The organism is Bradyrhizobium sp. SZCCHNS2022 (assembly GCF_032377575.1).
GTDB classification, from domain to species: Bacteria; Pseudomonadota; Alphaproteobacteria; order Rhizobiales; family Xanthobacteraceae; genus Bradyrhizobium; species Bradyrhizobium aeschynomenes.
The window spans coordinates 910,822-931,931 of record NZ_JAUHHZ010000001.1 but is presented as its reverse complement, the minus strand read 5'-3'; the positions used below and the strand labels follow the sequence as shown (position 1 = coordinate 931,931).

General features: G+C 64.8%; 23 protein-coding genes. 7 read left to right on the top strand and 16 right to left on the bottom strand.

The genetic code is table 11. From position 1 onward, the window contains the following. Window positions 1-66 precede the first annotated feature (66 nt). The 4 genes from purQ to purC are packed head-to-tail and all read right to left on the bottom strand — an operon-like array spanning window position 67 to window position 2,063. Window positions 67-768, bottom strand: a complete 702-nt coding sequence (purQ, locus tag QXZ94_RS04045) for a phosphoribosylformylglycinamidine synthase subunit PurQ (RefSeq protein ID WP_315719337.1) — start codon at window positions 766-768, stop codon at window positions 67-69. Continuing rightward, the gene (locus QXZ94_RS04040) at window positions 765-1,019 is read right to left on the bottom strand and encodes a hypothetical protein (RefSeq protein ID WP_315719336.1); all 255 of its coding nucleotides are present in this window, start codon (window positions 1,017-1,019) and stop codon (window positions 765-767) included. Before QXZ94_RS04040 ends, purQ begins: the two co-directional genes overlap by 4 nt. A 20-nt stretch (window positions 1,020-1,039) precedes the next feature. Further along, window positions 1,040-1,282, bottom strand: a complete 243-nt coding sequence (purS, locus tag QXZ94_RS04035) for a phosphoribosylformylglycinamidine synthase subunit PurS (RefSeq protein WP_315706343.1) — start codon at window positions 1,280-1,282, stop codon at window positions 1,040-1,042. Window positions 1,283-1,295: 13 nt separating this feature from the next. After that, a complete protein-coding gene (gene purC, locus QXZ94_RS04030; protein WP_008974302.1) occupies window positions 1,296-2,063 on the bottom strand; it encodes a phosphoribosylaminoimidazolesuccinocarboxamide synthase in 768 nt (255 codons plus the stop codon). A 312-nt stretch (window positions 2,064-2,375) separates the two neighbouring features. On the opposite strand from purC, the gene QXZ94_RS04025 reads away from it, so the two are divergent. Then, complete coding sequence (locus tag QXZ94_RS04025) at window positions 2,376-2,699, top strand: DUF1476 domain-containing protein (protein WP_315719335.1); 324 nt, start codon at window positions 2,376-2,378, stop codon at window positions 2,697-2,699. Between the two features lie 82 nt (window positions 2,700-2,781). On the opposite strand, the gene cynS is transcribed toward QXZ94_RS04025, so the two are convergent. The 7 genes from cynS to QXZ94_RS03990 form a co-directional block, all read right to left on the bottom strand. Further along, the gene (gene cynS, locus QXZ94_RS04020; protein ID WP_315719334.1) at window positions 2,782-3,270 is read right to left on the bottom strand and encodes a cyanase; all 489 of its coding nucleotides are present in this window, start codon (window positions 3,268-3,270) and stop codon (window positions 2,782-2,784) included. A gap of 47 nt (window positions 3,271-3,317) precedes the next feature. Beyond that, window positions 3,318-4,220, bottom strand: coding sequence for an ABC transporter ATP-binding protein (locus tag QXZ94_RS04015; protein WP_315719333.1), 903 nt, complete (start codon window positions 4,218-4,220; stop codon window positions 3,318-3,320). Window positions 4,221-4,228: 8 nt separating this feature from the next. After that, the gene (gene ntrB / locus QXZ94_RS04010; protein ID WP_315719332.1) at window positions 4,229-5,068 is read right to left on the bottom strand and encodes a nitrate ABC transporter permease; all 840 of its coding nucleotides are present in this window, start codon (window positions 5,066-5,068) and stop codon (window positions 4,229-4,231) included. Window positions 5,069-5,249: 181 nt separating this feature from the next. Further along, window positions 5,250-6,635, bottom strand: coding sequence for a CmpA/NrtA family ABC transporter substrate-binding protein (locus tag QXZ94_RS04005; protein WP_315719331.1), 1,386 nt, complete (start codon window positions 6,633-6,635; stop codon window positions 5,250-5,252). 96 nt (window positions 6,636-6,731) lie between these two features. After that, window positions 6,732-7,607 carry a sulfurtransferase gene (locus QXZ94_RS04000; protein ID WP_315719330.1) on the bottom strand — a complete coding sequence of 292 codons (876 nt, stop codon included), beginning with the start codon at window positions 7,605-7,607 and terminating at the stop codon, window positions 6,732-6,734. Between the two features lie 49 nt (window positions 7,608-7,656). Further along, window positions 7,657-8,778 (bottom strand): acyl-CoA dehydrogenase family protein, encoded by a 1,122-nt coding sequence (locus QXZ94_RS03995; protein ID WP_315719329.1) that lies wholly within the window; start codon window positions 8,776-8,778, stop codon window positions 7,657-7,659. Between the two features lie 34 nt (window positions 8,779-8,812). Next, a complete protein-coding gene (locus QXZ94_RS03990) occupies window positions 8,813-9,355 on the bottom strand; it encodes an OsmC family protein (RefSeq protein ID WP_172113730.1) in 543 nt (180 codons plus the stop codon). 248 nt (window positions 9,356-9,603) lie between these two features. Here QXZ94_RS03990 and QXZ94_RS03985 point away from each other — a divergent pair, with 248 nt between their 5' ends. After that, the gene (locus tag QXZ94_RS03985) at window positions 9,604-10,284 is read left to right on the top strand and encodes a TetR/AcrR family transcriptional regulator (protein WP_315719328.1); all 681 of its coding nucleotides are present in this window, start codon (window positions 9,604-9,606) and stop codon (window positions 10,282-10,284) included. Window positions 10,285-10,329: 45 nt separating this feature from the next. Here the strand turns inward: QXZ94_RS03985 and QXZ94_RS03980 are convergent, their stop codons facing one another. From QXZ94_RS03980 to QXZ94_RS03965, 4 genes are all read right to left on the bottom strand, one after another. Then, window positions 10,330-10,545 carry a hypothetical protein gene (locus QXZ94_RS03980; protein WP_315719327.1) on the bottom strand — a complete coding sequence of 72 codons (216 nt, stop codon included), beginning with the start codon at window positions 10,543-10,545 and terminating at the stop codon, window positions 10,330-10,332. A gap of 37 nt (window positions 10,546-10,582) precedes the next feature. Continuing rightward, a complete protein-coding gene (locus QXZ94_RS03975; protein WP_315719326.1) occupies window positions 10,583-11,695 on the bottom strand; it encodes a DUF2336 domain-containing protein in 1,113 nt (370 codons plus the stop codon). A gap of 207 nt (window positions 11,696-11,902) precedes the next feature. Next, window positions 11,903-12,748: a hypothetical protein gene (locus tag QXZ94_RS03970; protein ID WP_315719325.1), complete on the bottom strand. Its 846-nt coding sequence runs from the start codon at window positions 12,746-12,748 to the stop codon at window positions 11,903-11,905. Window positions 12,749-13,000: 252 nt separating this feature from the next. Then, window positions 13,001-14,200 carry a TrmJ/YjtD family RNA methyltransferase gene (locus QXZ94_RS03965; RefSeq protein ID WP_315719324.1) on the bottom strand — a complete coding sequence of 400 codons (1,200 nt, stop codon included), beginning with the start codon at window positions 14,198-14,200 and terminating at the stop codon, window positions 13,001-13,003. Between the two features lie 292 nt (window positions 14,201-14,492). Between QXZ94_RS03965 and QXZ94_RS03960 the strand changes: the two genes are divergently transcribed. The 5 genes from QXZ94_RS03960 to QXZ94_RS03940 all read left to right on the top strand — a co-directional run bounded on the left by QXZ94_RS03960 (window position 14,493) and on the right by QXZ94_RS03940 (window position 20,004). After that, window positions 14,493-15,707 (top strand): NADP-dependent isocitrate dehydrogenase, encoded by a 1,215-nt coding sequence (locus QXZ94_RS03960; protein WP_172131025.1) that lies wholly within the window; start codon window positions 14,493-14,495, stop codon window positions 15,705-15,707. A 347-nt stretch (window positions 15,708-16,054) separates the two neighbouring features. Then, window positions 16,055-16,564 (top strand): DUF3455 domain-containing protein, encoded by a 510-nt coding sequence (locus tag QXZ94_RS03955; RefSeq protein ID WP_315719323.1) that lies wholly within the window; start codon window positions 16,055-16,057, stop codon window positions 16,562-16,564. A gap of 99 nt (window positions 16,565-16,663) precedes the next feature. Then, window positions 16,664-17,437: a hypothetical protein gene (locus QXZ94_RS03950; protein WP_315719322.1), complete on the top strand. Its 774-nt coding sequence runs from the start codon at window positions 16,664-16,666 to the stop codon at window positions 17,435-17,437. A 320-nt stretch (window positions 17,438-17,757) separates the two neighbouring features. Continuing rightward, window positions 17,758-19,599 (top strand): dihydroxy-acid dehydratase, encoded by a 1,842-nt coding sequence (gene ilvD, locus QXZ94_RS03945; protein WP_315719321.1) that lies wholly within the window; start codon window positions 17,758-17,760, stop codon window positions 19,597-19,599. Window positions 19,600-19,659: 60 nt separating this feature from the next. Continuing rightward, on the top strand, window positions 19,660-20,004 hold the full coding sequence (locus tag QXZ94_RS03940) for a hypothetical protein (RefSeq protein ID WP_315719320.1): 345 nt from the start codon (window positions 19,660-19,662) through the stop codon (window positions 20,002-20,004). Between the two features lie 74 nt (window positions 20,005-20,078). On the opposite strand, the gene QXZ94_RS03935 is transcribed toward QXZ94_RS03940, so the two are convergent. Then, a complete protein-coding gene (locus QXZ94_RS03935; RefSeq protein ID WP_315719319.1) occupies window positions 20,079-20,987 on the bottom strand; it encodes an amino acid ABC transporter substrate-binding protein in 909 nt (302 codons plus the stop codon). Window positions 20,988-21,110: the final 123 nt, after the last annotated feature.

The following is a 21,110-nucleotide window of genomic DNA, read 5'->3' as shown; positions in this document are numbered from 1 at the left end:
CCAATCGGTCGTTTGTGGGTCCGGCCGGCGAGCGGCCGAACGACACGTGACGGCGTTGCGAGGTGATCAGGCGGCGCGGTCGAGATGCGCGACGAGGCCGGCGAACAGCCCGCGGCCGTCGGTGCAGCCCATGATGTCCTCGACGTGATTCTCGGGATGCGGCATCATGCCGAGCACATTCCCGTTCTCGTTGACGATTCCGGCGATGGAATGCGCCGCGCCGTTGATGTTGCTGAGGTCACCGACCTCACCATCGGCCGAGCAATAGCGGTAGAGCACGCGCCCGTCGCCATTGAGCCGCTTCAAGGTCTCCTCGTCCGCCGCATAGTTGCCCTCGCCATGGGCGACCGGCACGCGGATGACCTGGCCGGCATTGTAGCCGCGGGTGAACGGCGAATCCGAGCGCTCGACGCGCAGGTGCACGTCCTTGCAGATGAACTTCAGCCGGTCGTTGCGCATCAGCACGCCCGGCAGCAGGCCGGATTCGCACAGGATCTGGAAGCCGTTGCAGACGCCGAGCACGAGGCCACCCTTGGCGACGTGATCGCGCACGGCGTCCATCACCGGGGCGCGGGCCGCGATCGCACCACAGCGCAGATAATCACCATAGGAGAAGCCGCCGGGGACCACCACGAGATCGGTGCCCTTGGGCAGCGAGGTCTCGGCGTGCCAGACCATCGCCGGCTCATGGCCGGAGATCATGCGCAGCGCGCGCGCCATGTCGCGTTCGCGGTTGATGCCGGGGAAGACGAGAACGGCGGATTTCATAGCGTCGGCACATCGTTGAGTTCGAGGCGCCGCTCGATACGATCGAGACGGCCCTCGTGGCGAACCAAAGTGGCATGAATCCCGGAGAGCTCCTGGTGAATGCCAGTGATCTCCTGACGAAGAGCGATCTGGGCAGTACGCGACGCCTGTTCAGCCAACTTCAGCTCGTCGATCTTTCCGTCGACCTGCGCGAGCCGCGCCTGGATCGACTTCAAGACTTCGTACATCAGCTCGTTGGTGACCGCAGTCATTGCCTACCCCGAGAGTTCCCCTACCCGAGCAGCTCCACCCGGTAATTCTCGATCACCGTGTTGGCGAGCAGCTTGTCGGCGGCGGCCTTCAACGCCGCCTCCGCCTTGGCCTTGTCGGCGCCGGCGAGCTCGATGTCGAACACCTTGCCCTGGCGCACGCTGGCGACGCCGTCGACACCGAGCGATTTGAGGGCGCCCTCGATCGCCTTTCCCTGGGGATCGAGGATGCCGGATTTCAGTGTCACCGTGACACGCGCTTTCACGTCTCTGATTCCTTTAGCTCTTGACCAGAACCGGGCCGGAGCCCGCCGGGCGCTCGTTCTCCATGAGGATGCCGAGCCGCTTGGCGACCTCGGTATAGGCCTCCAGAAGGCCGCCAAGATCACGACGGAAGCGGTCCTTGTCGAGCTTCTCGTTCGACTTGATGTCCCACAACCGGCACGAATCGGGGGAAATCTCGTCGGCGACGATGATCCGCATCATCTCGTTCTCGAACAGCCGGCCGCATTCCATCTTGAAGTCGACCAGGCGGATGCCAATGCCGAGGAAGAGACCGGTCAGGAAGTCGTTGACGCGGATGGCGAGCGCCATGATGTCGTCGATCTCCTGGGGCGTCGCCCAGCCGAACGCAGTGATGTGCTCTTCCGACACCATGGGGTCGTTGAGCTGGTCGTTCTTGTAATAGAATTCGATGATCGAACGCGGCAGCTGGGTGCCTTCCTCGATGCCGAGGCGCTGCGACAGCGAGCCCGCCGCCACGTTGCGCACCACGACCTCGAGCGGAACGATCTCGACCTCGCGAATCAACTGCTCGCGCATGTTGAGACGGCGGATGAAGTGGGTCGGCACCCCGATGTCGTTGAGGTGCTGAAACAGGTACTCCGAGATCCGGTTGTTGAGGACGCCCTTGCCTTCGATCACCTGGTGTTTCTTGGCATTGAAGGCGGTGGCGTCGTCCTTGAAGTGCTGGATCAGGGTGCCCGGCTCGGGACCTTCGTAAAGGACCTTGGCCTTGCCTTCATAAATGCGACGCCGACGGCTCATTGGGATGTACCGTGTTTTGTTGAAATCCATGAAATTGGTGGGCTCCGGATGACTTTGGACAGGACCACGACGGAGCTGCCGCGAGGGCCTGGATCCATAGGAAACAGAACAAGAACCGGGCCTGTGGGAAACCTATCCCATTGGTGTCCCGAGCACAATCGATCCAGACCCCGGAGGAGGAGTTTTACCGCCCTTCCCTGCGGCCTCGTGCCCGTTGTATTGACAAGGTGTTCCAATTATTTAGGCGTGCGGCCACCGCCCCGCAACCGCCTCCGCGGTTAACCCTTTTCGGCAACACTGGAAGTTCCGACCATGACCACGTTCGACAAGCGCGAGGACGCGTTCGAGAAGCAATTCGCCCATGACGAGGAATTGAAGTTCAAGGCGGAAGCCCGCCGCAACAAGCTCCTCGGCCTGTGGGCTGCCGAAAAGCTCGGCAAGTCCGGCGCTGACGCCGATGCCTACGCCAAGGAGGTCGTCGCGTCCGATTTCGAGGAGGCCGGCGACGCCGACGTGCTGCGCAAGGTGCTGGGCGATCTCACCGCCAAGGGCGCGGCCGTCACCGAGGCGGATGTGCGCGCGAAGATGAGCGAGCTGCTGGCGACTGCCGTGGCCCAGGTCAAGGCGGGACAGTGAAAGCAGGCGAATAGCGAATGGGCGAGTAGCGAATAGTGGAGAACCCCTATTCGCTACTCCCTATTCGCTACTCGCCCCTCTCCTACTCTTCCTTGAATCCGTATTCCGGCACGTTGCCGCTCGCGCCATAGTATTTGTACGGCAGGAACTTGCCCGACATCGTGATCTTGACGCGGTCGCCCTTGGCGTTCGGCAGGCGCTCCATCACCATGTCGAAATCGATCGCCGACATGATGCCGTCGCCGAACTCCTCCTGGATCAGCTCCTTCCAGGCCGGACCGTTGATCATCACGAGCTCGTAGAAGCGGTAGATCAAGGGATCGGTCGGCGGCATTTGAATGCCCTCGCCGCGCATCGGCGTCTCGTTCAACATCGAGATTTCGCTCGTGGAGAGACCGAACAGCTCGCCGGCATTGGCGGCCTGCGGCTTGGTCAGCTTCATCTGGCCGAGAATGGCGCCGACGATCAGCACCTCGGAATAGCCGCCGATCTTTTCGCAGATGTATTTCCAGCTCCAGCCCTTCTCGCGCTTGATGTCGAGCAGCTTCTCGGTGAGGTCGGATCGCTTCATGCTTGGTCTCCCTTGATGGGCCTTCGTTGATGGGTTTCTTCTGAGCGTCAGCGCGCCACCGCCTGCGGTGCGTCGCTGTCGGCCGCCTTGGACGCCACGATCGTCGGCTCGGTCCGGCCGATCTTCACCACCGGCACCTTGCGCGGATCGTGGTCCGGCGTCTCCGCGGTGAAGGTCTTGCTGCGGCTGACCAGGAAATCGATGATGTGGTTGCGCAACGAATAATACAGCGGGTGGCGATGCAGATCGCCGCGCAGCCGGTCCTTCGGCAGCGGGTTCTCGACGATCTCGGCCAGCACCGCGCCGGGTCCGTTGGTCATCAGCACGATCTTGTCGGCAAGATAGATGGCCTCGTCCACGTCGTGCGTGATCATGAACACGGTCTGCCCGGTCTCGACGCAGATGCGCCGGACCTCGTCCTGCAGGGTGCCGCGGGTCAGTGCGTCGAGCGCGGAGAATGGCTCGTCCATCAGCATGATCTTCGGCGTGATCGACAATGCGCGAGCGATACCGACGCGCTGCTTCATGCCGCCGGAGAGCTCGGAGGGACGCTTGTGCTCGGAGCCGGCGAGGCCGACCAGCTCGATATATTTGAGCGCATGCGCCTTGACCTTGGCGCGATCCCATTTGCGCCATTTCGAGGAGACCGCATAGGCGACGTTGCCGAGCACCGTCCGCCACGGCAGCAACGCATGGCTCTGGAAGATGACCGCGCGGTCGAGGCTGGGGCCTTCGATGGCCTGGCCGTCGACGATGACCGCGCCCTCGCTCGGCGCGTCGAGCCCGGCGAGAATATTGAGCACCGTGGTCTTGCCGCAGCCGGAATGCCCGATCACGCAGACGAACTCGCCGCGCGCCATCGCGAGCCAGAGGTTCTCGAAGATCGTCGTGCTCCGCGCCCCGTCGTAGCGCTTGGCGACCCCCTCGATGGAGATGAACTTGTCGGTCATGGCACGCCCTACTCCGGAAACGTCACGAGCCGCGACACGCGGGCGAGGAGCTGGTCCAGCACCATGCCGACGACGCCGATCAGCAGGATCGCGATGATCACGTTGGTGATCGAGAGGTTGTTCCACTCGTTCCAGACGAAGTAGCCGATGCCGGTGCCGCCGACGAGCATCTCGGCCGCGACGATGACCAGCCATGCGATCCCGATCGAGATTCGCATGCCGGTGAGGATCGTCGGCGCCGCCGCCGGCAGGATCACCGTGAAGGCACGTCGGAAATTCCCGACCTCGAGCGTGCGCGCGACGTTGATCCACTCCTTGCGCACGCTGGCGACCCCGAAAGCGGTGTTGATCAGCATCGGCCACACCGAGCAGATGAAGATCACGAAGATCGCCGACAGGCCGGAATCCTTGATGGTGTAGAGTGCCAGCGGCATCCAGGCGAGCGGCGAGATCGGCTTGAGGATCTGGATGAACGGATCGAGCGCCTTGCTCATCAAGGGCGACATGCCGATCAGGAAGCCCAGCGGAATCGCGATGGCGACCGCAATGAGATAGCCGAGCATGACCCGCCCGAGCGAGAAGGCAAGCTGGATGCCGAGCCCCTTGTCGTTCGGGCCATTGTCGTAGAACGGTCGCCGCAGATGCTCCCACAGCTTGGCGCCGATATCGAGCGGTCCAGGCATCGCCGACTTGCCCTGGGTCGCCGTCATGCCCATCAGCTTGGCGTATTCCGGGCTCATGTTGGCGGCCGTCCCGGTGCTGCGCGTGGCGATGTGCCAGGCGCCGAGGAAGACGGCGAGCAGCACGATCGAGACGACAGCGGCGCGCAGACGGAGTGATGTGCTCATCAGCAGCCCCGCCCACCGCCGTCATCCCGGCGAAGGCCAGCATCCATAACCACCGAATTCAGTGGATGGATAAGATTGCCGCTGCCATCCCAGCCCCAGGCGAGGTCACGGCGTATGGGTCCCGGCGTTCGCCGGGACGACACCGGTGGCGTGGTCAGCAGGGTCGCGTCCATCATCCCCATCACGACGCCTTCTTGATCTTGAAGCTGGCGACATAGTCGTCCGGCTTGGTCGGATCGAAGCTCTTGCCCATCACCGAGAACGACTTGTAGGAGTCCTTCGGGGGCGAGAGCCCCATGTCGGTCATGACCTTGCGGGTGTCGGTCGCGAGATAGATCTGCTCGGCCACGGCCTTGTAGTCGACGTCGCCCTTGATCTGGCCCCAGCGCTTCATTTGCGTCAGCATCCACACCGCGAAGGACTGCCACGGGAACGGATCGAAATCGACGCGCTTCGGATCGGTCTTCACACCGCCGAGGCCGTCGGCATAGGTGCCGGTCAGCACCTGCTCCAGCACGGTCACCGGCGCGTTGATGTAGTTGGCCGGCGCGATCGCTTCGGCGATCTGCTTGCGGTTCTCGGCCTTGGACGCATAGGCGGTGGCATCGACGATGGCGCGTGTCAGCGCAGCGAAGCTGTTCGGCGCCGTGGTGATGAACTCGCGGCTGGCAGCGAAGCTGCAGCAGGGATGACCGTCCCAGATCTCCTTCGACAGGATGTGGAGATAGCCGACGCCATCATAGATCGCGCGCTGGCAGATGTTGTCGGGCGCGAGGAAGCCGTCGATGTTGTCGGCCCGCAGGTTCGCCACCATTTCCGGCGGCGGCACCGAGCGCAGCTGCACGTCGGTGTCGGGATCGATGCCGTGCTCGGCCAGATAATAGCGCAGCAGATAATTGTGCATCGAGTAGTCGAACGGAATGGCGAACTTCATGCCCTTCCAGTCCTTCGGATCGCGCTTGTCCTTGTGCTTCATCGACAGCACGATGCCCTGCCCGTTGATGTTCTCGATGGCGGGCACGGTGAACGGGATCGGCTGAGCGCCGAGGCCCAGCGAGATCGCGATCGGCATCGGCGCCAGCATGTGGGCGGCGTCGTATTCCTTGTTGATCGTCTTGTCGCGGATCACGGCCCAGCCGGCGGTCTTGACGACCTCGACGTTCAGCCCGGCCTTGGCATAGAAGCCGAGCGGAGCCGCCATGATGATCGGGGTCGCGCAGGTGATCGGGATGAAGCCGACCTTGAGATCCTTCTTCTCCGGTGTGCCGGCCTCTGCGAACGCTTCCGTCGCGGTCTTCAGCGGGAAGAACTGCGAGACCGCAGCCAGCGCCGTGGCGGCGCCGACCGTCTTCAGGAACGCGCGCCGCGTGGCGGCTTCCGGAAACACCGCGCGCAGCACGGCCGATGCGACGACGTTCTCGTAGCGCTTCTCCTGGGAGTCCGCGACCGGCTCGCAGCGCAACGCCAGCATGGCGTGCTCGTGTTCGGCCGGGCTGCGATGCTCGCCGCAAATACAACCGGCATTCACCCGTGAATCGGCATCGAACGGATCATCGAAAATCGACATGTGCTGCGCCCCTTTGTCACACCTGCGCTGTCAGCGCCTCCGAACTGCTCATCCGGCCGCATTTTTCAGCGGCCGGACGCGCATCTCATGCAGCTTCTATGCCGCTTTGCTGGTCATCGCCGGCATCGGGAGACCTTCCTCGATCGGCAGCGACGGGTCGCGCGACCACTCGTTCCACGAGCCGAAATACATCCGCACATCCTTGACGCCGGCGTTCTTCAACGCCAGGAAGGTGTTCGAGGCCCGTGCGCCCTTGAAGCAGTAGAGATAGACAGGCGTGTCGACCGTGATGCCGACGGTGGCGCATTCGGCGAGGATCTCGTCCTTCGACTTGAAGCGCGGGCCTTCGGCGGTCGGCTTCATCATGCGGTACCACTCGAGCCACACCGCACCGGGAATGCGACCTTTGCGCGGGCAGAAGTCCTTGCCATACGGCGAGGACGAATCGCCGATCCACTCGTCGACGTCGCGGACGTCGAGGATCGCGATCGCGGGATTGCCGACCGCGGCCAACATCGCCTTGGCATCGATCAGGATGCTGCCCGCCTCCGGCACGATCGCGAACGACGCCTTGGCCGGCGACGGCACGTCGGTGGTGACGGGCATGCCGGCGCCGACCCAGGCGTCGTAGCCGCCATGCAGCACCTTCACCTTGGGATAGCCGAGCATCGTGAGCAGGAAGTAGCCGCGGCAGGACTGGCCGAAGCCGGAGTTCATCGACTGCTCGTAGACGACCGCGGTCTCGGCGCCCGACAGTCCGGCAGCGCCGAAGGCGTCCGCGAATTTCGTCTTCAGCTCCGCGACGCCTTCCGGCGTCGACGTGGCCAGATAGGTGAAGATCTCGTGGACGTTCACGGCGCCGGGAAGATGTCCCGCAGCGTAGGCATCGGGATTGCGGGTGTCGATCACGACACTCGGCTCGGTCTTGATGAACTCGGCGAGTTCGCCGGCAGTAATCAGAACGTCCGTCATGGCAGGCCTCTCCTGGTTGGGATTTGTTGGTTTGCCGTTCTCGCCGGCGTCAGCCGTCGGCGAGCATCTTGCGGAGCTGCTTGGTCGCGGGAGTTACGATCGCGACGAAATAGGCCTCGCGCAGGCGGCGTTCGGCGCGATTGCCCTTGAGATAGCCGCGTGCTCCGCAATGGAGCATCGCGGCATGAGCCGCAGCGACGCTGGCCTCGCCGGCACGCAGGCGCAGCGCGACGACCTTGCGCCAATAGATCTCGTCGGTGTTGAACGGATCGCTGGCGAGCGCGGAAGTCTCCTTTGCGAGCTCATCGGCGAGCGCATGAAAGTCGACCGGCTGCTGTGGCAGATAGCGGTTGACGTGGCCGAGCGGCGCCTCGACCTCCTGCATGATCTTGATGCAGTCCTTGATCAGCCCGAGCGCCATGCCGGCCTGCAGCAGGATGAAGCCGGCACGGATCTTCCTGACGAAGGGCCCCGCGGGATCGGCGAGGATCAATTCGTCCGGCACGAACAGGTCGCGGAACTGGATGCCGTAGGTGCCGGTGCCGTCCATCGCCAGGAACGGCTGGCACGGCTGCAACGTGACCGCCGCATCGGCGCAGTCGGCCATGAACATCACGATCTCGCCGGGCGCATCTTCACGCTCGAAGATCGTGCCGAACATGTGGTCCGGGCCGAGATTGGAGACCCAGGGCAGCACGCCGCGCACGACATAGCCGCCTTCGACCTTGCGTCCCCTGAGCTTGAGCTTCTCAATGCCGAAGAAGCTCTTCATCGGATTCGAGAGCCCGGTGCCGCCGAGCAGCTTGCCGCTCGCGGCATCGTCGAGCAGCCGATCGACCAGCGCCTTGTTGCCGGAATTGGCGATGTACCAGACCAGCGTGTTCTGGCACCACGCCATGAAGGCGGAGGCGCCGCAGACTTCGCCGATCGCCGCGATCGAGGCGATCGCGCTGTTGAGATCCGCCTTGCCGCCATCGGGCAAATGGCTGCTCCACGCCCCGACCTCGCCGAAGCGGCGGAGCACGTCGGCCGGATACACCGTCCCGGCGTCGATGCCAGAGGCGAGCGGCGCGAGCTCGTTGCGCGCGATCGCCGCCACCTGCTCCACGGTCGACGGCACGGGCATCACGCCCGCTCCATCGACCGCCAGATGCTGTCCGAGTGAACCCATGACGTCCTCCGCTGCTCGGGCGTTCAAGCCGAGATCAGATCCCGACCTCGAGATTGACCGGACGCGTGAAGGTGTTGGCGACCGGCGACCACTTCTTGACGTGATCGATCAGCGCCTTGACCTCCTCCTGCGGGATGCCCTCGCATTCCATGTCGACCTTGACGCGGACATCGGTGAAGCCGACCGGCTTCTCGCTGACGTCGCCGGTGCCCCAGACCGCGGTGATGTTGAGATCGCCCTCGAGCTCCAGCTCGAGCTTGTTGACGATCCAGCCGCGATGCACGGCATTGGCGTGCAGGCCCACGGCGAGGCACGAACCGAGCGCGGCGAGCGACGCCTCCGACGGGTTCGGCGCGGTGTCGTCCCCGAGCAGCCCCGGCGGCTCGTCGACGATGTAGGGTGCGAGGTTGCGGATGTAGTTGGCGTGGCGGAACTTGCCCTCCGCCACGGTCTTGCACTTAAGGGTCTTGATGACCTTGGGGTTGGCCTTGCCGTTGACGATGAGCTGTTCGAGCCCGTTCTTGTCGATGGGTGCGAGGCAACCCGTCAGGGCCGTCTTCTGAACCACAGCCGTCATCTCATTTCTCTCCCTGGGATCGAGGATACCGAACGGTCTGTTTCCTGCACGAAGCGTGCCAGCACCCCAGGAATTCAAAAGGCGGAATGATCCTCGCGGCTTAGGCAATCGTGGTGAAAAGCGCCCACCCCGCGCCTGCCCAAGTGCGATGCAGAATGCTGCCGGCCGCGATCAAATTGCGCGCAACGCTGCCTCGACGGCATCAGCAGTCTTGCTGACTCACGCGCACAGCGACTAAGCTTGCGCACATGGGCAAGTCAGCTGCGGGCAAACAAACCGGCAAGAAGCAGGCGATCGCGCGGACGATCTCCGCCGGCGATGACGAATCCGCGCGGGGCCGGTTGCTCGGTGCAGCGACGCGGCTGTTCTGCAAGAACGGCATCAACGCCACCGGCATCGATGCCATCATCAGCGAGGCGGGCACGGCGAAGACCACGCTCTACAAGCTGTTCGGATCGAAGACCGCGCTCGTCACCGCCGTGCTCGAAAGCGAGGGCAAGCAGTGGCGCGAGTGGTTCATTGCCGAGATGGAGAGCGGCGGCGGCGATGCCGAGAAAAAGCTGGCGCGCATCTTCCCGGCGCTGAAGAGCTGGTTCAGCGAGGAACGCTTCTACGGCTGCCCCTTCATCAATGCGGTCGGCGAGCATGACAAGGACCAGAAGCAGTTCCGCACCATCGCGATGCGTCACAAGAAGGTGGTCCTGGCGCATATCGAGAAGCTTGCCCGGGACATGGGAGCCGTGGAGCCCGAGAGCTTCGCCCATCAATTGGCGCTGCTGATCGATGGCGCGATCGTCGCGGCGATGGTATCGCGCAATCCGGAGGTCGCCGACACGGCGGGCCTCGCCGCCAGTGCGCTGTTCGAGCCCGCGAAGCTGAAGACGGGGAAGCGCGGCAGCAAGACGGATTCGCAACTCGCCGCCGTCTGAGCAGACTTGCTCCTGCCTATTTCATCTGCCTATTTCATCGTCGCGCTAGCGGAAGTAGTCGATCACCAGCTTCTGGTCGGCGTGGTCCGCGACGGCGCCATTCAGGCTTGCGTCGATCACGCGCCGGCAGGCTGCGACGGTTGCCTCATCGCCGAGCTCATTGGCCGCTTCGAGCACATGCCAGGCCGCATCGACCGCCGCGCGGTCCGCAGGCGCTTCGCGACGAACGAGCCCTCGCCCACCGCGAGGTTGGAGTCCCATGCCATTCATCCGCGACACCTCGTGCTTGGCTTCCCGGTCAATGCGCGAGCGCGCGCTGCTCGCGTCCGCCCTTGGCGGAGTTCTTGCGCGACTGATAGAAATCGATGACGCTGCGCGACGCCTGCACGTCGAGCCGCGCATAGTCTCGCTCCAGATCCTGCAGCTCGCCCGCCGTGATGCGGTGATCGCGCGCGCCGAGAAAGGCGAGCGCCATCGTCGTGTCCCAGCCGAAATGCAACGCCTTGGCCAGCATCAGCAGCATCTCGCGGTTGCGGTCGAACAGAGCCCGCTCGACGACGTCGACCGGAAGGCCCGACAGCAGCGCGAGGCCGATCGTCACCTCCTCGACCTTGTGCGCGGTCGCATAGCCGGCAATGCTGCTCTCGTGCAGATTGCCGAGGCGATGCTGGATCGAGACGGTGCGCTTGGCGACGAAGTAGTTGCGTGAACCCGGGCCGAATTTCGATTGCAGGTCGCCCGCGATGTTGGCCACCGAGCTGTGGATCTCGCCGAGCAGCTCCGGCCGCTCCCCTGCCAGCCGCTTGCCGACGTCGTCCGAGGCCTTGGCGATCAGTTGCTGGAACAGGTGACGCGGGATGTCGAGCCGCCGGCCGAGGTGCTCGGCGAGGATCGAATCGTTCTCTGCCCGTTGGACCATGTGCAGGAAACCGGCACCGGAAAACTGTGCGCCGTGATTGCGCGCCACCGCCGTGGCGACGTCCCGATTGCCGCGCGTGGCCAGCACGTCGGTGACCGCCGGGCTCAGCGTCTTGCGCTCGGCGATGGCGAGCAGATGCTCCTGGCTCTTGGTGCTGGCGTTCTCGACCAGCGTGGCATCGTCGAGACGTTCGGATTCGCGCAGCACCGGGCCGGCGACCCAGATCTCGTCATCGAAGGCGAGCTTGCGGATGACGCTGGCCGGTGAATATTCGATCTTGGCGAGACGATCAGCGAGTTTGGCACGCGCTTCGACCTCGATCTCGTCGGCCAGCCGGCCGATGACCTCGCCGAAGGTGGCGATCTCCTCCTCGCAGTACCGTCCCGCGATCAGCAGGTCGGTCGCATGCCAGAGCGCGCGCTCCCGGCTGTCGGCGGTCCCCCGCGCGATCGCATCCTCGAGGTCCCGCAACACCGATCTGGTTTCGTTCATGATGAAAGGCCGCACCGCTGCAAAGATGGAAGGGCAATGCGCAGATCATACCGTTCGAACCCGAGCGTTCCGTAACCCGCGGCGTGCGGATTTGACCGGGCATTTTCACTCAAATGCGCACGCGCGCGTTAAGCATGCGGCCGGCAATCAGGTCGCCGCGGGATTTGCCGGGCCTATTGTTCTTCCCGCGCGAGCGACGCATGACGCTTACGGCATGACACGGAGCGCGCGCGTCTCCGCCTCGGCGACCGACCGTTCGCGCGACGTCCAAGGACATTCGGCGACAGCCCGGTCGATCAATTGCATGGCGTCACGCTCGCGACTCTGGTCGAGCATCAGTTCGCCGGCGAAGAAGCTCGCCTCGCAACGCCGTGCCTTGCGCCTGCCAGGAGCACCGCGATCTGCCGCTGCAAGCACGGCCTCTACCGTCTCCTGCCCGAGGAAGAGACGGACGATCGGTGCCGGCCATTTGCTCATGTCGAGCCGCTTCGCGTGGTCGGCGAGCTCGCTCGGCAGGCCAGCGCGGCGGCGGGCCAGATCCAGCCACAGGGCCGCCTCGGCATTGTTGGGATCGATCTCGCTGAGCCATCTGAAGTCGTCCTGCGACTGCTCGAGGAGACCTGCCTGGAAGCTTGCGATGCCCAGCGCGCGATAGGCCTTCGCCCGGTAGCCGTTGCGGCCGAATGCCCGCCCGAAACCCGACCCCGGCTGCGGCTCGCTCTCGCGCAGATCAGGAGCCGCGCGATCGAATGCGGCAAGAAGACCGGCCGAGGACTGCTCGATGACGATCTTGTAGTCGTCGATCGCATGCTCGACATCTCCCTTGCTGAAGTAGGCGCCGGCACGCGCGAAACGGGCTTCGATCACCTGCGGCGTCGCCGGCTTGCCGTGCTCGATCACGACGGTGCAGCCGGCAATGCGCTCGTCGGCGCCGAGATCGGCCGCGGTCGTGCAACGCTTCGCGGCCGCTGCGTGGGTGCCTGCCGACAAGCCGAAGACCGAACCGACGATCAACGCACAACACAAAAACGAATGCCATCGTCGCTTAGCCATGAATGCCCCCTTAGATCTTGCTCTTTGTGCTGCGATCTAATCAGAACCGATCGGATGAGCCACAATCTGCAATTGCGTTCACCAAACATCGTTCAGCCCGTGTAAACGGGATCGCAGACTCGGGCATGCGGGCGCGGGATGAAGTTGCCGGGGCCGTGTGAGCCACGCGACAACTCAATCGACGATTGCGCGTGATGGACGGACGCGCGGAGCCCTTGGTCGCCGCCACGCGGCTCGCGATGAGCGGCTCGGCTACTTGGTTTCGGCGATCAGCCCCTGCAGCCTCACCAGCTCGGCTTCCAGATTGCTCTCTACATCAGCCGCCTTCACCTCGGTGACCCGATAGTTGCGGCTTTCCAGCCACGCCTGTCTTGCGCTGCGGTCGGCGACCACGCCCTCGCTCTCGTCGGGGCCGACGAGCTCGATGGCGAGGCGGTGGATGAAGGAGACGAAGTCGGGGATGTGGCGGCCGACAGGGGTCTGGCGCTTGAACTGGCCGGCGAAGCGGCGGTCGCGCGACAGCGCGTGCCACAACGCGCGCTCGGCGTCGGTCGGGTTGCGGCGGAGCAGCCGGGCGAGCCCGCGCAGCGAGCCGCGCGAATCCGGCAGGTTGGCGACCGTGCCCTGCTCGGCGATCAGCGCCCGCAAGCGGGTCGCCTGCTCGCTGTCGAGCACGCCGCCCTTGGCCGGCCCCTTGCGCCCCTCGGCGATCGCCATGATCACACCGTGCAGCGTGTGGATGTCCTGCCGGCTCGGCTCCATGCGGAAGAAGATGTTGCGCAGATTGACCAGCATGGTCTCGCGCTTCTCGGCCGGCCGCAGGAATTCGACCCGGTCGAGCTCACGCACCAGGTTCTCGAAGAACGCCTCCATCTGCCCCTGGCTGGAGCGCTCGGAGCGTTCGGGCATCGCGAACGGCAGCGCGCCCGCGGTCACCAGCTTGAACCATTCGTAACCCATCAGCAGTACCGCCTGGGCGAGGTTGAGCGAGGCGAAGCCCGGATTGACCGGATAGGTGACGATGCGGTTGGCGCGAGCGACCTCCTCGTTGGTCAGGCCCGCCCGCTCGCGGCCGAACAGGATGCCGGCCCGGCCGCCGGCCACGATCTGGCCCTGCATCTCCCGCGCGGCCGCCTCCGGCCCCATCACCGGCTTGGCCTGATCGTGGGAGCGCGCCGTGGTCGCGAATACCAGATCGAGATCGGCGATCGCCTCCGGCAGGGTGTCGAACAGCCGGACATGATCGATGATGTGGTCGGCGCCCGCCGCCGCCCGCTGGGCGGCGATGTTGGGCCAGCCGTCGCGGGGATTGACCAGGCGCAGCTCGGACAGCGCGAAATTGCCCATGGCGCGCGCGGCCATGCCGATGTTCTCGCCGAGCTGCGGCTCGACCAGGACCACCACCGGGCCTGCGATCTCAAGTCCCACCTTCGTCTTGTCGGTGCCCGACACGATTGCCCCTCAACTTCCACGTCACGTTAACAGCGCCGACGCTGCGCCCTGCCCGATCCGTTGGCCCGGCTGGCGGGAATTCTCAAGTAAAATAACTGGCTTAGCCAAGAATTCTACGGTTTGCGCGAAACGGGAGGGGGCGAGGCGTCGATGGCATGGCAGGGCTACGAAAATCGGCACCGGGCGCCTACCGGCTCGGCTTCCGCCCGCGATGCAGCAGTGCTATGACGCGCTTGATTTCACAAGCGCTTTCCATTCCTGGCGCGCTGTTCCCAAGAAGGCCCCATCGATCATGGCAAAAATCAAGGTGACCAACCCGGTCGTCGAGCTCGACGGCGACGAGATGACCCGGATCATCTGGCAGTACATCAAGGACAAGCTGATCAACCCCTTCCTTGACATCGATCTGCAGTATTTCGACCTGGGGATGGAGAGCCGCGACAAGACCAACGACCAGATCACGATCGATGCCGCCAACGCGATCAAGAAGGTCGGCGTCGGCGTGAAGTGCGCCACCATCACCCCGGACGAAGCCCGCGTGAAGGAGTTCGGCCTCAAGGAGATGTGGAAGTCGCCGAACGGCACCATCCGCAACATCCTCGGCGGCGTCGTGTTCCGCGAACCGATCATCTGCAAGAACGTGCCGCGCCTGGTCCCCGGCTGGACCAAGCCGATCATCATCGGCCGCCACGCCTATGGCGACCAGTACCGCGCCACCGACTTCAAATTCCCGGGCAAGGGCGTGCTGACGATGAAGTTCGTTGGCGACGACGGCACCGTGATCGAGAAGGAAGTTTTCAAGGCGCCCGGCGCCGGCGTGGCGATGGAGATGTACAACCTCGACGAGTCGATCTACGACTTCGCCCGCGCCTCGCTCAACATGGGCCTCGCCAAGAACTATTCGGTCTATCTGTCGACCAAGAACACGATCCTGAAGGTCTATGACGGCCGCTTCAAGGACATCTTCCAGGAAGTGTACGACAAGGAGTTCAAGGACAAGTTCGAGGCCAAGAAGATCACCTACGAGCACCGCCTGATCGACGACATGGTCGCCGCGGCGCTGAAGTGGTCGGGCGGCTATGTCTGGGCCTGCAAGAACTATGACGGCGACGTGCAGTCCGACACCGTGGCGCAGGGCTACGGCTCGCTCGGCCTGATGACCTCGGTGCTGATGACGCCGGACGGCCAGACCGTCGAGGCCGAGGCCGCCCACGGCACCGTGACCCGCCACTTCCGCGAGCATCAGAAGGGCAAGGAGACCTCGACCAACTCGATCGCCTCGATCTTCGCCTGGACCCGCGGCCTGTCGCACCGTGCCAAGCTCGACAACAATGCCGAGCTCGCGAAGTTCGCGACCACCCTGGAGAAGGTCTGCGTCGACACCGTCGAGTCCGGCTACATGACCAAGGACCTCGCGCTCCTGGTCGGCGCCGACCAGCGCTGGCTGTCGACCACCGGCTTCCTCGACAAGATCGCCGAGAACCTGACCAAGGCGATGGCGGCGTAAGTTTCGCCACTTTCGCGTTTCGGTTTCACCAATTTGCCACGGGCCGCGCCACAAGCGCGGCCCGTTTTCATGTGCAGGCCCCGAGGACGTGCCATGCAGTCCAAGCCCCGGCGGCAGTGCTCCCCCTCTCCCCGTTCTTCACACCGCAAAGGGCGGGAGGTTGCAGCGCGCTTGCTGACCGAGATTGCCACAATCAACAGCGGCCATCGTCACCGCGGGTATGGGGACATTTTACCCACGTACACGCGCGTGATCTCACTTCCGCCTTCGCGATCACCAACGATCAGCGAGGCCGTGCCATAAGCACGACCCGTTTCCGTTTTTGATTGTCTTTGAGGGAATTCACCATGCGCGAGATCCCGACGGTATCGCTGTTGTTGCTGCTTTGCGCCCTGGGCGGCGCTGCCCAGGCGGCCGAAACTGCGATCCCCGATGCCCTGATCGCGGCTGGCGAGAAGCCGGCGCTGACGCTGCACGCCGAGGGTGCCCAGGTCTACGAATGCAAGACCGGCCAGGACGGCAAGCTCGCCTGGGCCTTCCGCGAGCCGATCGCCACCCTGTTCGAGGACGGCAAGACCGTCGGCCGCCATTACGCCGGCCCGAGCTGGGAGCATCAGGACGGCTCGATGATCGGCGGCCGTGTGGTAGGGACCGCGGTCGGCGCCAGCGACAACGACATCCACTGGCTGAAGCTCGCCGTGGTCTCGCATCGCGGCGGCAAGGGCGTCCTGTCCGAGATCACCGCGGTGCAGCGGATCAACACCTCGGGCGGCAAGCTCGAGGGCGCCTGCGAGACCGCCGGACAGCTCCGCAGCATCGCCTACGCCGCCGACTACGTCTTCCTGCGCAAGGAGTGAGCGAATGGGACCGCGCCTCGCCGGAAGAGCACGCGCGCATGTCCCAGGTCCGGCGACCCTATGCGCCTCGCTCCCGCCGCAAGCCACGGAGGGGGGCTGATGACGTCGCCGCTCACCGACTGGCCGCGTCCGCATTACGTTGCGGGCGGCCCCAATGCCTTCCTCTGCTATGTCGTCTATGGCTGGGTCGACATCGATCGCCCGTTCTCACGGGGGACCTATCGATCGCGCGGCCTCCCCGAGGGCCTCGATCTCATGGGCTACGGCCCGACCGTCCAGCCCATGGTGGTGTCGCGCTTTCGCACCGGCTACGCCTGGGGCAGGCTCGTCGCACAGGATCCTGATCTGGCCGCGGTCGTCGCCGCCCAGGACTTCTGCCTCGTCGTCAGGGGCGACGTCACCGATCCGCCGACGCTGAGCTATTTCCGCGACGTCATCGGTCTCCTGACCTTCTGCCTGGATGCCGGCGGGGTCGCGATCTACGACCCGCAGATCCTGAAATGGTGGAGCCCGGCAGAGTGGCGGGCGCGGGCGTTCGGCGTCGGACATTGCGAGCCGCGGCAGCACGTCGTCACCTTCGTCTCGCCGGAGCAGGACGGCAGCGCGTGGTTTCACACCCGCGGCATGCGCAAGTTCGGCCGTCCGGACGTCAGCATCCACAGCGTCCGCGCCGAGCACCGCGCCGCCATCATCGACCTCGTCAACCGCTTCATCGACCTGCTGGCCTTCGGCGGCCTGGTGCCCGACGGCCAGGAGATCCGCATGAGCACGCTGCCGGCCGGGATGACCTGCTGGCGTCGGGGCTCGGAGGAAGACCCTGCCTTCAACAACGAGCATCTCGAGATCGAGTGGCCCGGCGGCAAGAGTTGTTAGCCACGCGCTGCTAGCCCCAACCTCCTCAGCGCGCAGATGCGCGGACGCGGCCATCACCAGGAATAGCAGCGGCCCCAGCTGAAGCGCTTGATTAGCGCCAGCACTGCGATCAGCATGAAGAAGACGCCGGCCAAGCGGCACCTCCGGCAGCGCGACGAGGCCCCCGGCCCTGCCCCCACGGCATCCCGGAACAGCAAAATTTAGGGTCGAATCATCAAGGACTTCGCTGTATGCCTCCGGCATCTTTTGCCGCCCGTCCGGCCGCCGCGGCCAGCCGCCCCGCCTGCCGGACCAACATTGCCAGTCCCGAGGAACCGCCGATGCCCGCCTATCGCTCCCGCACCTCCACCCACGGCCGCAACATGGCCGGCGCCCGCGGCCTGTGGCGGGCCACCGGCATGACCAACGAGGATTTCGGCAAGCCGATCATCGCCGTCGTCAACTCCTTCACCCAGTTCGTGCCGGGCCATGTCCACCTTAAGGACCTCGGCCAGCTGGTGGCGCGCGAGATCGAGAAGGCCGGCGGCGTCGCCAAGGAGTTCAACACCATCGCGGTCGACGACGGCATCGCGATGGGCCATGACGGCATGCTGTACAGCCTGCCGTCGCGCGAGCTGATCGCCGACAGCACGGAATACATGGTCAACGCGCATTGCGCCGACGCCATGGTCTGCATCTCCAACTGCGACAAGATCACCCCGGGCATGCTGATGGCCGCGATGCGGCTCAACATCCCGGCCGTGTTCGTCTCGGGCGGGCCGATGGAGGCCGGCAAGGTCAACATTCAAGGCAAGCTGCGCAAGGTCGACCTGATCGACGCCATGATCACGGCCGCCGACGACAAGGTCTCGGACGCCGACGTCGAGGTGATGGAACGCTCGGCCTGCCCGACCTGCGGCTCCTGCTCGGGCATGTTCACCGCGAACTCGATGAACTGCCTGACCGAGGCGCTCGGCCTGTCGCTGCCCGGCAACGGTTCGGTGCTGGCGACGCATGCCGACCGCAAGGGCCTGTTCGTCGAGGCCGGCCATCTGATCGTCGATCTCGCCCGCCGCTACTACGAGCAGGACGACGCGTCGGTGCTCCCGCGCAGCATCGCCAACTTCAAGGCGTTCGAGAACGCGATGAGCATGGACATCGCGATGGGCGGCTCGACCAACACCGTGCTGCATCTGCTCGCCGCGGCGCATGAGGGCGAGATCCCGTTCACGATGACCGACATCGACCGCCTGTCGCGCAAGGTGCCCTGCCTGTGCAAGGTCGCGCCGGCGGTGGCCGACGTGCACATGGAGGACGTGCATCGCGCCGGCGGCGTGATGGGCATCCTCGGCGAGCTCGCCCGCGCCGGCCTGCTGCATACCGAATTGCCGAGCGTGCATTCAGCCTCGCTGGCATCGGCGCTGGAGCGCTGGGACATCCGCAGCACGGCCAGCGAGAGCGTCAAGAACTTCTACATGGCCGCGCCCGGCGGCGTGCCGACCCAGGTCGCCTTCAGCCAGGACCGCCGTTACCAGGAGCTCGATCTCGATCGCGAGAAGGGCTGCATCCGCGACATCGACCACGCCTATTCCAAGGACGGCGGCCTCGCGGTGCTGACCGGCAACATCGCGCTGGACGGCTGTATCGTGAAGACGGCCGGCGTCGATGCCTCGATCCTGAAATTCGCCGGCCCCGCCCGCGTCATGGAGAGCCAGGATGCCGCGGTCGAGGCCATCCTGACCAACAAGATCAAGGAAGGCGACATCGTCGTCATCATCTATGAAGGCCCGCGCGGCGGCCCCGGCATGCAGGAGATGCTCTATCCGACGAGCTATCTGAAGTCGAAGGGCCTCGGCAAGGCCTGCGCGCTGATCACCGACGGCCGCTTCTCGGGCGGCACGTCGGGCCTGTCGATCGGCCACGTCTCGCCGGAAGCCGCCGAAGGCGGCCTGATCGGCCTGGTGCAGGACGGCGACCGGATCGAGATCGACATCCCCAACCGCACCATCCATCTCGCGGTGTCGGATGCCGAGCTCGCCCAGCGCCGCGCGGCGATGGAGGCCAAAGGCGACCAGGCCTGGAAACCGAAGACGCGCGCCCGCAAGGTCTCGACCGCGCTGAAGGCCTATGCGGCATTTGCGTCCAGCGCCGCCAAGGGCGCGGTGCGCATCGTCAAGGAGTGAGGCGCCACGGTTTGAGTATTGGTTGCGGGCGGCAAAACGTGTATCACGACTGGAGGCAGAATGAGTTCATTCTGCCTCCAAGCTTTCGACCGGCCGCCATGCCGGTCCAATCCGATGATCTGGAATATCATTGATCGGCGGCAGCATCCTTACCGCTGGAAATGCGTAGACGCGATCGTTGAAGCTACCGAGCACGACAACAGTTGTCGCGACTCCGATTGGGCCGACGAGGCACCTCCGCACCTGGTCGTCGACTACGACATCAGGCGCAGCATTTCGCTTCGTGACGCGATCAACTGGGCCAACCAACAACGTTGTCCCGTGACGCTGTACATCTACGACGCCGCCCCAACGACGCAAGAGCGCCACATCAGAGCGACCGACAGCCGCTTTCCGACTGACTGACCGGGTCTCCGTTGCACTTGAAGTCGAACGGCACCGGGCGAAGCACCCGACGCCATCCCGGATTCCGGTTAGCTTCAATACGCCTTCGGATCCCCGCTATCGCTCGGGTTGGCGAACGCCTTCTGCAGCACCGCCGTCATCGGGAAGTTGAAGTTGACGCCCTTCGGCGGCACCGGGGTCATGAACCATTTCGCGTAGAGCGTCGCGATCTCCGGGCTGGTGTAGAGCTTCGTGGTCGCGCGGTCGACCACGGCCTTGAAGGCGGGGTCGTCCTTGCGCAGCATGATGCCGTAGGGCTCGGGCAACGAGAACTGGTCTGGCGAGATCGCGAAGTCCGACGGCGTCTTGGCGCTTGCGACGAGACCTGCGAGCAGGATGTCGTCCATCACATAGGCATCGGCGCGGCCGTTCTCGACCATCAGGAAGCCCTCGGCGTTGTCCTTGGCGGCGACGACGTTGAGGCCGAGCTGGCGGGCGGTGTTGGCCTCGTAGAGCTGCTTGATGTTGGTGGTGCCCGAGGTCGAGGCCACCGTCCTGCCCTTGAGATCGTCGATGGTCTTGAGTCCGCTCGCGGCCTTGGCGACGAAGCGGCTGGCGGTGAGGAAGTAGGTGTGGGAGAACGACACCAGCCGCTGCCGATCGATATTGTTGGTGGTCGAGGCGCATTCGAGGTCGATGGTGCCGTTGGTCATCAGCGGAATGCGCGTGGCCGACGACACCGGCATCAGCTTTACCTCGAGTTTATCGAGCTTCAGCGTCGCCTTGATCTCGTCGACGACCTTGCTGCAGATGTCGAGTGCGAAGCCGAGCGGCTTCTGGTTGTCGTCGATGTAGGAGAACGGCAGCGAGGTTTCGCGGTAGCCGACCGTGATGACGCCGGTCTCCTTGATCTTCTGCAGGGTGCCGGTGAGCTCCTCGGCAACGGCCGGAATCATCAGCAGTGGCGCGAGCAGCGCGCCGGCAACGAGACGTGTGATCTTCATACGGTTCTCTTTCCGAGAGGATGCGGGTTGCGTCACGGAAGCAAGGACTGCGCCAGGGCATCATGACGGCTGCCGAGACGGCAGGCCAGCGCGGCGGCCCCCTCCCCGGGCCGACCTTGCTTT

What these genes read in the sequence shown, in the direction of transcription:
- purQ (WP_315719337.1), bottom strand. Translation starts at nt 768, where the DNA reads ATGAAATCCGCCGTTCTCGTCTTCCCCGGCATCAACCGCGAACGCGAC.
- QXZ94_RS04040 (WP_315719336.1), bottom strand. Translation starts at nt 1,019, where the DNA reads ATGACTGCGGTCACCAACGAGCTGATGTACGAAGTCTTGAAGTCGATC.
- purC (WP_008974302.1), bottom strand. Translation starts at nt 2,063, where the DNA reads ATGAGCCGTCGGCGTCGCATTTATGAAGGCAAGGCCAAGGTCCTTTAC.
- QXZ94_RS04025 (WP_315719335.1), top strand. Translation starts at nt 2,376, where the DNA reads ATGACCACGTTCGACAAGCGCGAGGACGCGTTCGAGAAGCAATTCGCC.
- cynS (WP_315719334.1), bottom strand. Translation starts at nt 3,270, where the DNA reads ATGAAGCGATCCGACCTCACCGAGAAGCTGCTCGACATCAAGCGCGAG.
- QXZ94_RS04015 (WP_315719333.1), bottom strand. Translation starts at nt 4,220, where the DNA reads ATGACCGACAAGTTCATCTCCATCGAGGGGGTCGCCAAGCGCTACGAC.
- ntrB (WP_315719332.1), bottom strand. Translation starts at nt 5,068, where the DNA reads ATGAGCACATCACTCCGTCTGCGCGCCGCTGTCGTCTCGATCGTGCTG.
- QXZ94_RS04005 (WP_315719331.1), bottom strand. Translation starts at nt 6,635, where the DNA reads ATGTCGATTTTCGATGATCCGTTCGATGCCGATTCACGGGTGAATGCC.
- QXZ94_RS04000 (WP_315719330.1), bottom strand. Translation starts at nt 7,607, where the DNA reads ATGACGGACGTTCTGATTACTGCCGGCGAACTCGCCGAGTTCATCAAG.
- QXZ94_RS03995 (WP_315719329.1), bottom strand. Translation starts at nt 8,778, where the DNA reads ATGGGTTCACTCGGACAGCATCTGGCGGTCGATGGAGCGGGCGTGATG.
- QXZ94_RS03990 (WP_172113730.1), bottom strand. Translation starts at nt 9,355, where the DNA reads ATGACGGCTGTGGTTCAGAAGACGGCCCTGACGGGTTGCCTCGCACCC.
- QXZ94_RS03985 (WP_315719328.1), top strand. Translation starts at nt 9,604, where the DNA reads ATGGGCAAGTCAGCTGCGGGCAAACAAACCGGCAAGAAGCAGGCGATC.
- QXZ94_RS03980 (WP_315719327.1), bottom strand. Translation starts at nt 10,545, where the DNA reads ATGGGACTCCAACCTCGCGGTGGGCGAGGGCTCGTTCGTCGCGAAGCG.
- QXZ94_RS03975 (WP_315719326.1), bottom strand. Translation starts at nt 11,695, where the DNA reads ATGAACGAAACCAGATCGGTGTTGCGGGACCTCGAGGATGCGATCGCG.
- QXZ94_RS03970 (WP_315719325.1), bottom strand. Translation starts at nt 12,748, where the DNA reads ATGGCTAAGCGACGATGGCATTCGTTTTTGTGTTGTGCGTTGATCGTC.
- QXZ94_RS03960 (WP_172131025.1), top strand. Translation starts at nt 14,493, where the DNA reads ATGGCAAAAATCAAGGTGACCAACCCGGTCGTCGAGCTCGACGGCGAC.
- QXZ94_RS03955 (WP_315719323.1), top strand. Translation starts at nt 16,055, where the DNA reads ATGCGCGAGATCCCGACGGTATCGCTGTTGTTGCTGCTTTGCGCCCTG.
- QXZ94_RS03950 (WP_315719322.1), top strand. Translation starts at nt 16,664, where the DNA reads ATGACGTCGCCGCTCACCGACTGGCCGCGTCCGCATTACGTTGCGGGC.
- ilvD (WP_315719321.1), top strand. Translation starts at nt 17,758, where the DNA reads ATGCCCGCCTATCGCTCCCGCACCTCCACCCACGGCCGCAACATGGCC.
- QXZ94_RS03940 (WP_315719320.1), top strand. Translation starts at nt 19,660, where the DNA reads ATGAGTTCATTCTGCCTCCAAGCTTTCGACCGGCCGCCATGCCGGTCC.
- QXZ94_RS03935 (WP_315719319.1), bottom strand. Translation starts at nt 20,987, where the DNA reads ATGAAGATCACACGTCTCGTTGCCGGCGCGCTGCTCGCGCCACTGCTG.